We start from the raw sequence: 12,118 nt of genomic DNA, 5'->3' as shown, positions 1-12,118 counted from the left end.
CATCGTTTTTCTTTGAACGCTGCCACGCTGTGCCGGGACAAGACCAGGGTCCGCGCTGCGCGACCTCGCATCCCGCTTACGCTAAAATACGCGTTTCCCCTTTTTCAAATTCACGCCGATCGCCGCGCCGGCCGGATTGCCATCCGGGTCGCGGTACCGGCCTTGCCCGCGCGTCATGTTCACTATCGGCCGTCACACCTTGCGTAATAACCTGTTCGTCGCCCCCATGGCGGGTGTCACGGACAGGCCGTTCCGCCAGCTGTGCAAGCGCCTCGGCGCGGGCTATGCGGTGTCCGAAATGGTCGCGTCCAACGCGCAGCTCTGGAAGAGCGAAAAGACCATGCGCCGCGCGAATCACGCGGGTGAAGTGGAACCCATCTCTGTGCAGATCGCGGGCGCCGATCCGGAAATGATGGCCGAAGCCGCGCGCTACAACGTCGCGAACGGCGCGCAGATCATCGACATCAACATGGGCTGCCCGGCCAAGAAGGTCTGTAACGTCGCGGCCGGCTCGGCGCTTTTGCAGAACGAACCGCTCGTCGCGCGCATCGTCAAGGCCGTGGTCGACGCCGTAGGCGTGGGCCCCGACGCCGTGCCCGTCACGCTCAAGATCCGCACGGGCTGGGACCGCGACAACCGCAACGCGCTCACCATTGCGCGTATTGCCGAAGAAAGCGGCATTGCCATGCTCACCGTGCACGGCCGCACGCGCGCCGATCTCTATCACGGTGAAGCGGAGTACGAAACGATTGCTGCAGTAAAAGCCGCCGCACGCATTCCGGTGGTCGCGAACGGCGACATTACGTCGCCGCAAAAGGCGCGCGAGGTCCTCGCGCTCACGGGCGCCGACGCCATCATGATCGGCCGCGCGGCGCAGGGGCGCCCGTGGCTGTTCCGCGAAATCGAGCATTTCCTGGCGACGGGCGAGCTGCTGCCGCCCCCGCGCGTAGACGAAATCCAGTCGATCATGAACGAGCATCTGGAGGACCACTACGCTTTTTACGGTGAATTTACGGGCGTGCGTACTGCGCGCAAGCATATCGGCTGGTACACTCGCGGCCTTTGCGGCGCCAATACGTTCCGGCACCGCATGAATACGCTGGACACCACGCGCGAGCAGCTCGTCGCCGTCAACCAGTTCTTCGACGAACAGAAGGCGCGCTCCGAGCGCCTCGTCTACGTCGACGACGAGAACAACGACAGCGACGGCAGCGACGAATCAACCGATCGACTGGCAGCATGAGCAAGCACAACATCGAACAATCCGTCCGCGAGAGCCTTGGCATCTACTTCCAGGACCTCGACGGCAGCAACCCGCACGACGTCTACGAAATGGTGATGGCGTGCGTCGAAAAACCGATGCTCGAGGTGGTGCTCGAGCAGGCAGGTGGCAATCAGTCGCTCGCCGCCGAGTATCTCGGCATCAACCGCAACACGCTGCGCAAGAAGCTCCAGCAGCACGGCCTGCTGTAACGCCGCTGCGTTTTTCTGGACCTTCGGCGCAGACCCCTCGATCTCTCGGCAATCTACCTCGTTACCCATCATGATCAGGCAAGCGCTCATCTCCGTTTCCGATAAGGCCGGCATCGTCGACTTCGCGAAGTCGCTGTCGGACCTCGGCGTCAAGATCCTCTCGACCGGCGGCACCGCGAAACTGCTCGCGGACGCGGGCCTTTCCGTCACCGAAGTGGCCGACTACACCGGCTTCCCGGAAATGCTCGATGGGCGCGTGAAAACGCTGCACCCGAAGGTGCACGGCGGCATCCTCGCGCGCCGCGACCTGCCCGAGCACATGGCCGCGCTCGAAAGGCACGACATCCCGACGATCGACCTGCTGGTCGTGAACCTCTACCCGTTCGTCCAGACGATCTCGAAGGAAGAGTGCTCGCTCGAAGACGCGATCGAGAACATCGATATCGGCGGCCCGACCATGCTGCGCTCGGCGGCGAAGAACCATCGCGACGTGACCGTGGTGGTCGATCCGGCCGACTACGCGAAGGTGCTGGAAGAGATGCGCGCGAACGGCAACACCGTGAGCTACGCCACGAACTTCCGCCTCGCGACCAAGGTGTTCTCGCACACGGCGCAGTACGACGGCGCGATCACGAACTACCTCACGAGCCTCACCGAAGCGCTCGAGCACAAGTCGCGCAACACCTACCCGGCCGTGCTGAACCTCGCGTTCGACAAGGTCCAGGACCTGCGCTACGGCGAAAACCCGCATCAGAGCGCCGCGTTCTACCGCGACCTCACGACGCCCGCCGGCGCGCTCGCGAACTACACGCAGCTTCAGGGCAAGGAACTGTCGTACAACAACATCGCCGACTCTGACGCGGCATGGGAATGCGTGAAGACGTTCGACGCCCCGGCCTGCGTGATCATCAAGCACGCGAATCCGTGCGGCGTGGCGATCGGCGCGAACGCGCTCGAAGCCTACTCGAAGGCGTTCCAGACCGACCCGACCTCGGCGTTCGGCGGCATCATCGCGTTCAACCGCGAAGTGGACGAAGCCGCGGCGCAGGCTGTGGCCAAGCAGTTCGTCGAAGTGCTGATCGCGCCGTCGTTCTCGGAAGCCGCGAAGGCCGTGTTCGCCGCTAAGCAGAACGTGCGTCTGCTCAAAATCGCGCTGGGCGATGGCCATAACGCATTCGATCTGAAGCGCGTGGGCGGCGGCCTGCTCGTGCAATCGCTCGACGCGAAGAACGTGCAGCCGCACGAACTGCGCGTGGTGACGAAGCGCCACCCGACGCCGAAGGAAATGGACGATCTGCTGTTCGCATGGCGCGTCGCGAAGTTCGTGAAGTCGAACGCCATCGTGTTCTGCGCGAACGGCATGACCATGGGCGTGGGCGCGGGCCAGATGAGCCGCGTGGACTCGGCGCGCATCGCCAGCATCAAGGCCGAAAACGCGGGCCTCAAGCTCGCGGGCACGGCAGTGGCGTCGGACGCGTTCTTCCCGTTCCGCGACGGCCTCGACGTGGTGGTGAACGCGGGCGCGACCTGCGTGATCCAGCCGGGCGGCTCGATGCGCGACGACGAAGTGATCGCCGCCGCCGACGAGCACAACATCGCGATGGTGATGACGGGCATCCGCCACTTCCGTCACTGATCTTCGTCGCACTGGTTGCGTGCGGCGCGTGACCTGCACGTGACGCGCCGCTTGTGCAAAGCCCGCCAGACTTGCGTCTCGCGGGCTTTTTCTTTGCGCCGCGCGCCTCGTTCGCTCGCGCCTTCAAGGCTCGCGGCATCTGTGCCGTTCGTTGTACCATCGCAGGCACATCTGTCTTTCCCGCATTTCATGAGAATTCTCGGCATCGACCCCGGCTTGCGCGTCACCGGCTTCGGCGTGATCGAACGTCACGGCCATCAGCTCACGTACGTCGCAAGCGGCGTCATCCGCACCGCCGATGCCGATCTGCCCACGCGCCTCGGCACCATCTTCGAGGGCGTTTCCACGCTGATCCGCCAGCACGCGCCCGACCAGGCGGCGATCGAAAAGGTCTTCGTCAACGTCAATCCGCAGTCGACCCTCCTGCTCGGCCAGGCGCGCGGCGCAGCCATCTGCGGGCTGGTTTCGGGCGGCGTGCCGGTGGCCGAGTACACCGCACTGCAGCTCAAGCAGGCCGTGGTGGGCTATGGGCGCGCGACCAAGGAGCAGATGCAGCAGATGGTCGTGCGCCTGCTCGCCCTCACCGGCACGCCCGGCACCGACGCCGCCGACGCGCTCGGCATGGCGATCTGCCACGCACACGGCGGCGACGCGCTCGCCACGCTCGGCGGCCTCGCGCCTGCGCTCGCGAAGAAGGGCATGCGGGTACGCCGCGGACGGTTGATCGGCTGAATGCGTGGCCAATGCGGCCGGCTGCGCGGCCAACGTTCCGGCCGCGCGCTCCGTACAGCCCTGCCCTCCGCTACACTCTTGAGCTTTCCCTCATCACAGAACCCGCCATGATCGGTCGCATTGCCGGCGTATTGCTGGAAAAGAACCCGCCGCACCTGCTCGTCGACTGCAACGGTGTCGGCTACGAAGTCGACGTGCCGATGAGCACGTTCTACAACCTGCCCGGCACCGGCGAAAAAATCGTGTTGCTCACGCAGATGATCGTGCGCGAAGACGCGCATCTGCTCTTCGGCTTCGGCACGCAGGAGGAACGCTCGACCTTTCGCGAGCTGCTCAAGATCAGCGGCATCGGCGCACGCATGGCGCTCGCCGTGCTCTCGGGCATGAGCGTGAATGACCTGGCGCAAGCCGTCACGCAGCAGGACGCGGCGCGCCTCACGCGCGTGCCCGGCATCGGCAAGAAAACGGCCGAGCGCCTGCTGCTCGAACTCAAGGGCAAGCTCGGTGCGGACCTCGGCGCAATGGCCGCCGCCGCATCGCCCTCCGACCACGCGAACGACATCCTCAATGCGCTGCTCGCGCTCGGCTATTCGGAGAAGGAAGGGCTCGCCGCGATCAAGAACGTGCCCGCAGGCACCGGCGTTTCGGAAGGCATCAAGCTCGCACTCAAGGTGCTTTCAAAGGCCTGATCGCCCGCGCGTACGCCCGAGGCGGGCTGTTAGTTGCGGCGCCATCGTGATGCCTGGGACAGCCCTGCCATCGCATAGTCTGCGCGGTACAATCGCTGCATGATCGAAACCGACAAACTCGCCGCCAACCACGCCGGCGCCGACCGCGTGATCGCCGCGACGCCCGCCTCGACCCATGAGGAAGCGTTCGAACGCGCATTGCGCCCGCGCCAGCTCGACGAATATGTCGGCCAGGAAAAGGTGCGCGGGCAGCTCGAGATCTTCATCGAGGCTGCGAAGCGCCGTTCCGAACCGCTCGACCACGTGCTGTTGTTCGGACCGCCGGGCCTCGGCAAGACCACCCTCGCGCACATCATCGCGCGTGAAATGGGGGTCAATCTGCGGCAGACGTCGGGGCCCGTGCTGGAGCGCGCGGGCGATCTGGCGGCGCTGCTCACCAATCTCGAAGCCAACGACGTGCTCTTCATCGACGAAATTCACCGGCTCTCGCCGGTCGTCGAGGAAATCCTGTATCCGGCGCTCGAGGACTACCAGATCGACATCATGATCGGCGAAGGGCCTGCCGCGCGCAGCGTGAAGCTCGACCTCCAGCCGTTCACACTCGTGGGCGCGACCACGCGCGCGGGCATGCTCACGAACCCGCTGCGCGACCGCTTCGGCATCGTCTCGCGCCTCGAGTTCTACAACGCAGGCGAGCTCTCGCGCATCGTGCAGCGCTCGGCTTCGCTGCTCGGCGCACAGATCCACCCGGACGGCGCGCTCGAAATCGCACGCCGCTCGCGCGGCACGCCGCGTATCGCGAACCGCCTGCTGCGCCGCGTGCGCGACTACGCGGAAGTGAAGGCAGACGGCGCGATCACCGCGAAGGTCGCCGACGCCGCGCTGCGCATGCTCGACGTCGATCCCGTGGGCTTCGACCTGATGGACCGCAAGTTGCTCGAAGCCATCCTGCACAAGTTCGACGGCGGTCCGGTGGGCGTGGACAACCTTGCCGCCGCAATCGGCGAGGAACGCGACACTATCGAGGACGTGCTCGAACCGTACCTGATCCAGCAAGGCTATCTGCAGCGCACGCCGCGCGGGCGCGTAGCCACGCAACTGAGCTACCGCCACTTCGGCCTCACGGTGCCGGACGACGCATCGACGGGCGGCGACTGGGAACCGGACGCGTCCTAAGGCGCGCAGGCCTCAACGCAGCGCGAGCGAGAGCACGATGTCCGATCACGCCGGCCTCCCTCCGAACGCTCCGGAACCGACCGGCCTTGCCGGTCAGCTCGTGCGCCGCCTGCGTATGACGCTCGCCGAAAACATCACGCATCTCACCACGGGCAGCGGCCCGAAACTCGATTATTCGAATCCGCCGGGCGACCCGGGCCTCTTCGGCCCCGACGCCGTTTGCTGGAAGGTCCATGCCGATTTCGCCGCGATGATGGCGGGCGGCGTCAGCGCGCTGCTGCTGCAGGCGTTGCATCCTCTGGCGCTCGCCGGTGTGTGGGACCATTCGACCTTTCGCATCGACATCCTCGGGCGGCTGCGGCGCACCGCGACCTTCATCGCCGGCACGACTTACGGCAGCCGCGCCGACGCGCTGGCGCTGATCGAACGCGTCAAGCGGATCCACCTCGCCGTGATGGGCACCGCACCCGATGGCCGTCCCTATCGCGCGAGCGATCCCGCGTTGCTGACCTGGGTGCACGTGGCCGAGGTTTCGAGCTTCCTCGGCGCGTATTTGCGCTTCGTGAATCCCGCGCTGCCCGGTGAGATGCAGGATCAGTACTACGCCGAAGTCGCGCGTATTGCCGAGCTGCTCGGCGCTGCGAATGTGCCGCGCTCGCGCGCCGAAATCGCCGCGTATCTGCAGTCGATGCAGCCCGAACTCGTCGCGAGCGACCGCACGTTCGAAGTGGTGCGCGTGCTCATGGAAGCGCCTGCGCCGCGCCCGGGGATGCGCCCCGCCGGCGCGCTGATCAGGAACGCGGGCATCGATCTGTTGCCGCCGTTCGCGCAGCAGATGCTCGGCTTCGACTCGTTCGCCTTCGCGCGCCGCGCGATGGTGCAGCCCGGCATGCTCGCCGTCGCGCCGGTATTGCGCTGGGCGCTCGTCAACGGCGTATCGAAACGCGCGCGGCGGCGGGCTGCGGCACAACCCGCGAAATAAGCGCTACGGAATAAAAAACGGCCAACCCGCTCGGCAGGTTGGCCGTTTCATTTGTGATGCGCCGAAGCGGCTGCGCGTGCTTACATCTTCACCACGTCGAGCAGCGTCTTCTTGCCGCCCTTGTAGTTGTAGAGCGAGATCACGCCGTGCTTGAGGTCACCCTTCGAATCGAAGGTCGTCTCGCCGATCACGCCCTTGTAGTCCGTGCTCGGGATCTGCGCGAGGATCTTCGCGTGGTCGGTGGAGTTCGCGCGCTTCATCGCGTCGACGATGATGTACACCGCGTCATACGTGAACGGCGCATCGAATTCGATCGGATGACCGAAGCGCTTCTCGTACTTCGCCGCGAACGCTGCGCCGCCATTCATACGCTCGACCGCCATGCCGGCCTGCGAGCAGACGATATTGTCCGTCGCCGCGCCCGCGAGTTCCGCGAGGCTTTCCGTGCACACGCCGTCGCCCGACAGCACTTTCGCGCGCAAGCCGAGCTGGCGAGCCTGCTTCGCGAACGGGCCGCCCGTGGCGTCCATGCCGCCGTACATGATGGCGTCGGGGTTCTCGCCCTTGATCTTCGTGAGGATCGCGCGGAAATCGACGGCCTTGTCGTTGGTCGCGTCGTGCGAGAGCACCTTCATGCCGAGCGACTTCGCCGTCTTCTCGAACTCGTTCGCGAGGCCCTGGCCATAGGCGGTCGAGTCGTCGACCACGGCCACGGTCTTCACGTTCAGGCTCTTGGCCGCGTAGTCGGCGAGCGCGGGGCCTTGCTGGGCGTCAGTCGCGACCACGCGGTACGTGGTCTTGAAGCCCTGCTGCGTGTACGAAGGATTGGTCGACGACGGCGAGATCTGCACGATCCCGGCGTCGCTGTAGATCTTCGATGCCGGGATCGATGCGCCCGAGTTCAGATGGCCGATCACGGCCACGACCTTGTCGTCTACCAGCTTCTGCGCGACCTGGGTGGCCTGGCGCGGGTCGGCGGCATCGTCCTGTGCGTCGAGCGCGAGCGTGACCTTCTGGCCGTCGATCGTCAGGCCCTTGGCGTTGATTTCCTCGATGGCGAGGCGCGCGCCGTTCTCGTTGTCCTTGCCGAGGTGGGCCGAACCGCCCGTGAGCGGCCCGACGTGGCCGATCTTGACGACCTGGTCGGCCGACGCCGTATTGCTGGCCGACAGCGCTGCGAGCGCCATGACCGCTGCGCTCACCGGCAGCAGCTTGTGAAGCTTGAACGTCATTGAACTTTCTCCTGCGTGTTTTTCTGGGAATACCCGTTCGTATAGCAACCCTGGGCACGCGGCCTCACGCTTGTCATGCGCGCGCGTCCCTCTTCAACGCAGGGCCGGGCCTAAAGCCCGGTCGCCGGCGCACCCAAAGGTCGGACAAATGTTAGCAGGCCGCTTAACTTTGTGGTTGGGCTTTGGAAAGAACCCGCAAGCGAGTGGAAAGAAAATAGATGGGGACGCAGCGTCGGCGAGACACGGGAACGGCGCAGGAAGGGGGAAAGGCAGGAAGAGCAGGACAGCGCGGCTGGGCGCCGCGCTGTCCGAGACGACAGGTTAGCGTCCCGCCTCGGGCGTGCGCTTGAAGCCGTCGTCGGCGCTGATGCCGCCAAGGTGCGTCACATCGCCCCATGCGACGACGCGCGCCTGCGTCACGTAATCATCGCGTTCGAAATCGACGAAGTTCACGCTCGTGTTGAGCAGTGGCCACGCGCGCGGCGCGTCGAGCGCGAGGCCGTTCGCAAAGCGGTACACGCAGTCGAGCACGCCGCCGTGCGCGACACACGCAATACGGCCGCCCGGGTGCTTAGCCAGGATCGGCTCGAGCGCGTGCAGCACACGGTGGTAGAACTCGCGCTGCGACTCCCCTTCGGGCGGAGCGAAGCCAGGGTCGCGCGTTTGCCAGTGCGCGTACTCGTCCGGAAAGCGCTCGGAGATTTCGTCGCTGTCGTGGCCCTGAAACGCGCCATAGTTGCGCTCGCGCAGGCCTTCAGTGAGCTGAATCGGCAGACCCAGGGCTTCGGCAATGGGCTGCGCAGTCTGTTGCGCACGCAACAAATCGCTCGACCAGATTGCGTCGAGCCGCGCGCCCGACTGCACGTCTTGCGCGAGCCGCGCGCCGAGTTGCTGGGCCTGCGCCACGCCACTTTTTGCGAGCGGAATGTCGATGTGTCCCTGGATGCGCTTGATGCGGTTCCAGTCCGTTTCGCCGTGGCGGATAAAGAGAATTTGCGTGTTCATAGTCAGTAGCGCATGGTTCAGTTGCGCACTTGCAGCCAGAACGTGACGGGGCCGTCGTTGACGAGCGACACCTGCATGTCGGCGCCGAACTCGCCCGTCTCGACGCTCGTATGCTTCTCGCGCGCGGCGGCGACGAAATAATCGAATAGACGCCGGCCCTCTTCGGGCGGCGCGGCCGGCGTAAAACTCGGGCGCAGACCGCTGTTCGTGTCGGCCGCCAGCGTGAACTGCGAGACGAGCAGCAGGCCGCCAGCGGTGCCGTCGCCGTCGATGTTCTGCACGCTCAGGTTCATCTTGCCCGCTGCGTCGCTGAACACACGATAGCCGAGCAGCTTCGCGAGCAGCTTGTCGGCGCTGGCCTCGGTGTCGCCACGCTCGGCGCAAACCAGCGCGAGCAGCCCCTGGCCGATCGCGCCGGTCACGCGCTCGCCGCCGCCGTCCGCCACGCGCACTTCGGCGCGGCGCACGCGCTGGATCAGCGCAATCATGCCGTGAGCGTCACGCGCGCAAAGCGGCGCTTGCCCACCTGCACGACGAACTCGCCCGCTTCGACCTTGAGGCCCTTGTCGGAGACGGTGGCGCCGTCGATCTTCACACCGCCCTGCTCGATGTTGCGCAGCGCTTCGCTCGTGGACGGCACGAGCCCCGCCTGCTTGAGCAACTGGCCAATGGCGAGGGGCGCGCCCGCGAGCGTGATCGACGGAATGTCGTCCGGCACGCCGCCCTTGGCGCGATGGTTGAAGTCTTCGAGCGCGCGCTCGGCGTCGGCCTGCGAGTGAAAGCGCGCGACGATTTCCTGTGCGAGCAGCACCTTGAAGTCGCGCGGGTTGCGGCCCGCTTCGATTTCGCGCTTGAATCCTTCGATTTCGTCCATCGGACGGAAAGACAGCAGCGTGAAGTAACGCCACATCAGCACGTCGGAAATGCTCATCAGCTTGCCGAACATGTCGTTGGGCTTCTCGCTGATGCCGATGTAGTTGTTCTTCGACTTCGACATCTTCTCGACGCCGTCGAGGCCTTCGAGCAGCGGCATCGTGAGAATGCACTGCTGCTCCTGGCCATACTGCTTTTGCAGTTCGCGGCCAACGAGCAGGTTGAACTTCTGGTCCGTGCCGCCGAGTTCGAGGTCCGCATTGAGCGCGACCGAGTCGTAGCCCTGCATGAGCGGATACAGGAATTCGTGGATCGAAATGGGCACGCCGCTCTGGAAGCGCTTGGTGAAGTCCTCGCGCTCCAGAATACGGGCCACCGTGTAGCGCGACGCGAGCTTGATCATGCCGTCGGCGCCGAGCGGCATCGACCATTCGCTGTTGTAGCGAATTTCGGTCTTTTCGCGGTCGAGCACGAGCGCGGCCTGCTCGAAGTACGTTTTCGCGTTCGATTCGATCTGCTCGCGCGTGAGCGGCGGGCGCGTGGCGTTGCGGCCCGACGGGTCGCCGATGAGCGAAGTGAAGTCGCCGATCAGAAAGATCACGTTGTGGCCGAGATCCTGCAGCTGGCGCATCTTGTTGAGCACGACCGTATGGCCGATGTGGATGTCGGGCGCGGTCGGGTCGAGGCCGAGCTTGATGCGCAGCGGCTTGCCGGTGGCCGCGCTGCGGGCGAGCTTCTGCTCGAATTCTTCTTCGATCAGCAGTTCGTCCACGCCGCGCTTCGTGACGGCGAGTGCGTGACGGACTTCGTCGGTGACCGGAAAGGCGTCTTTTGCGCCGGTGCTGGCGCCGTTGGAGTTGGACTCGTTGCTCATGCTTCGATCGGTTCTGTCGTTAAGTCTGGGTCTAGTGCGCAATTTTACGTGATTCGACTCGCCGGGCCGAGGTTTGCGGTTTGCGCGCGCGAAGCCATGCTGTACCGAGCCCTCGGACCGGAATTAGGTGCCAGACTCACCCGCGCCGGTGCGCAGTCAGCCTTTCGGCTTACGCTCGCACGGCATTGCGCCGATAATTCCCTCGCAGGGCACTGAATTGCATTGATAAAGGAGCACAAAGTGGCGCCACGCGACGCACGAAACGAGAGCGCACACGCCGCCGACGGCGTGTATTTCGGCCTGATGTCGGGCACGAGCATGGATGGCGTGGACGGCATTGCCGTGCGCTTCGAGGCTGGCCAGCGGCCAGTGGTGCTGGCCGAGGCGTTCGTCGGCTTCGCCCAGGGGCTGCGCGAGGCGCTCTTTTCGTTGCAGCAGCCAGGCGAAAACGAGATCGAGCGCGAGGCGCTCGCCGGCAACGCGCTGGCTGCCCGCTATGCGGTGTGCTGCCACGAGTTGCTGCGCGGGAGCAACGTTGCCCCCGCCGAGGTGCGCGCAATCGGCGCGCACGGCCAGACTGTGCGGCATCGGCCGGAGAAGGGCTACACAGTGCAGATCCAGAACCCGGCGCTGCTCGCGGAACTCACGCATATCGACGTGATCGCCGACTTCCGAAGCCGCGACGTCGCCTCGGGCGGCCAAGGTGCGCCGCTCGTGCCCGCGTTCCACGCGACGCTGTTCGGCTCGCAGGAAGAAACGCGCGTGGTCTGCAACCTGGGCGGCATCAGCAACATCACCGTGCTCTCGGCGACGGGCGCCGTGCGTGGCTTCGACTGCGGGCCAGCAAACGCCCTGCTCGACTTGTGGGCCGAACGGCACCTGGGCAAGCCCTACGACGAGAACGGCAAGTTCGCCGCAAGCGGCAATCTGCATCAGCCGCTACTGAATGCCCTGCTGGACGAACCGTTTTTCGAGCAGCCACCGCCCAAGAGCACCGGCCGCGATCTTTTCAACGCCCAGTGGCTCGACGACAAGCTCAAGGGCTTCGAGTCGCTCACGCCCGCCGACGTGCAGGCTACGCTCGTCGCACTGACCGCCGTGAGCGTGGCGCGCGAAATCGAACGTCACGCGAGTGATTGCCGCGCCGTGTATGTCTGCGGCGGCGGCGCACGCAATGCGGCATTGATGGCGGCGCTGCAAAAGGCGCTCGAAACGGGTGGTGTAGCGGGCGTGCCGGTCACAACCACCGAAGCGCTCGGCGTCCCGCCGCATCAGGTAGAGCCGCTTGCCTTCGCGTGGCTCGCCATGCGCTGCGTGGCACGCGAGCCGGGCAATCTCGCGGCTGTGACCGGCGCTGCCGGCGAGCGCGTGCTGGGCGCAATTTATCCACGCTGAGCAAGCGCGCACCAATAAAAAACGGGGCCGAAGCCCCGTTTTTTATTACAG

12 protein-coding genes are annotated in these 12,118 nt (G+C 65.5%); 8 read left to right on the top strand and 4 right to left on the bottom strand.

What is annotated here, in order from left to right; genetic code table 11:
* Window positions 1-175 precede the first annotated feature (175 nt).
* The 7 genes from dusB to E1N52_RS10045 all read left to right on the top strand — a co-directional run bounded on the left by dusB (window position 176) and on the right by E1N52_RS10045 (window position 6,688).
* Window positions 176-1,243 (top strand): tRNA dihydrouridine synthase DusB, encoded by a 1,068-nt coding sequence (gene dusB, locus E1N52_RS10075; RefSeq protein ID WP_133182406.1) that lies wholly within the window; start codon window positions 176-178, stop codon window positions 1,241-1,243.
* A complete protein-coding gene (locus E1N52_RS10070) occupies window positions 1,240-1,473 on the top strand; it encodes a Fis family transcriptional regulator (protein WP_028216158.1) in 234 nt (77 codons plus the stop codon). Before dusB ends, E1N52_RS10070 begins: the two co-directional genes overlap by 4 nt.
* Window positions 1,474-1,543: 70 nt before the next feature.
* Window positions 1,544-3,109 carry a bifunctional phosphoribosylaminoimidazolecarboxamide formyltransferase/IMP cyclohydrolase gene (gene purH, locus E1N52_RS10065; RefSeq protein ID WP_133182404.1) on the top strand — a complete coding sequence of 522 codons (1,566 nt, stop codon included), beginning with the start codon at window positions 1,544-1,546 and terminating at the stop codon, window positions 3,107-3,109.
* Window positions 3,110-3,298: 189 nt separating this feature from the next.
* Entirely contained in the window at window positions 3,299-3,841 is a 543-nt protein-coding gene (ruvC, locus tag E1N52_RS10060) for a crossover junction endodeoxyribonuclease RuvC (RefSeq protein ID WP_028201962.1), read from the top strand.
* Between the two features lie 107 nt (window positions 3,842-3,948).
* Window positions 3,949-4,530 (top strand): Holliday junction branch migration protein RuvA, encoded by a 582-nt coding sequence (ruvA, locus tag E1N52_RS10055; RefSeq protein WP_133182402.1) that lies wholly within the window; start codon window positions 3,949-3,951, stop codon window positions 4,528-4,530.
* A 99-nt stretch (window positions 4,531-4,629) separates the two neighbouring features.
* Window positions 4,630-5,706: a Holliday junction branch migration DNA helicase RuvB gene (gene ruvB / locus E1N52_RS10050; RefSeq protein WP_042262539.1), complete on the top strand. Its 1,077-nt coding sequence runs from the start codon at window positions 4,630-4,632 to the stop codon at window positions 5,704-5,706.
* A 37-nt stretch (window positions 5,707-5,743) separates the two neighbouring features.
* Window positions 5,744-6,688, top strand: coding sequence for an oxygenase MpaB family protein (locus E1N52_RS10045; protein ID WP_133182400.1), 945 nt, complete (start codon window positions 5,744-5,746; stop codon window positions 6,686-6,688).
* 80 nt (window positions 6,689-6,768) lie between these two features.
* Here the strand turns inward: E1N52_RS10045 and E1N52_RS10040 are convergent, their stop codons facing one another.
* From E1N52_RS10040 to tyrS, 4 genes are all read right to left on the bottom strand, one after another.
* Entirely contained in the window at window positions 6,769-7,920 is a 1,152-nt protein-coding gene (locus E1N52_RS10040) for a branched-chain amino acid ABC transporter substrate-binding protein (protein WP_133182399.1), read from the bottom strand.
* Window positions 7,921-8,241: 321 nt separating this feature from the next.
* Window positions 8,242-8,925 carry a histidine phosphatase family protein gene (locus tag E1N52_RS10035; RefSeq protein WP_133182397.1) on the bottom strand — a complete coding sequence of 228 codons (684 nt, stop codon included), beginning with the start codon at window positions 8,923-8,925 and terminating at the stop codon, window positions 8,242-8,244.
* A 17-nt stretch (window positions 8,926-8,942) separates the two neighbouring features.
* On the bottom strand, window positions 8,943-9,413 hold the full coding sequence (gene dtd / locus E1N52_RS10030; RefSeq protein WP_133182395.1) for a D-aminoacyl-tRNA deacylase: 471 nt from the start codon (window positions 9,411-9,413) through the stop codon (window positions 8,943-8,945).
* Complete coding sequence (gene tyrS, locus E1N52_RS10025) at window positions 9,410-10,672, bottom strand: tyrosine--tRNA ligase (protein ID WP_133182393.1); 1,263 nt, start codon at window positions 10,670-10,672, stop codon at window positions 9,410-9,412. The genes dtd and tyrS overlap by 4 nt, the downstream gene beginning before the upstream one ends.
* A gap of 240 nt (window positions 10,673-10,912) precedes the next feature.
* On the opposite strand from tyrS, the gene E1N52_RS10020 reads away from it, so the two are divergent.
* On the top strand, window positions 10,913-12,067 hold the full coding sequence (locus E1N52_RS10020) for an anhydro-N-acetylmuramic acid kinase (RefSeq protein WP_281282625.1): 1,155 nt from the start codon (window positions 10,913-10,915) through the stop codon (window positions 12,065-12,067).
* Window positions 12,068-12,118 lie beyond the last annotated feature (51 nt).

Source organism: Paraburkholderia guartelaensis (genome assembly GCF_004353905.1).
Taxonomy (GTDB): Bacteria; Pseudomonadota; Gammaproteobacteria; order Burkholderiales; family Burkholderiaceae; genus Paraburkholderia; species Paraburkholderia guartelaensis.
The sequence above is the reverse complement of the archived record's forward strand: the minus strand, read 5'-3'. Positions and strand labels throughout refer to the sequence as shown.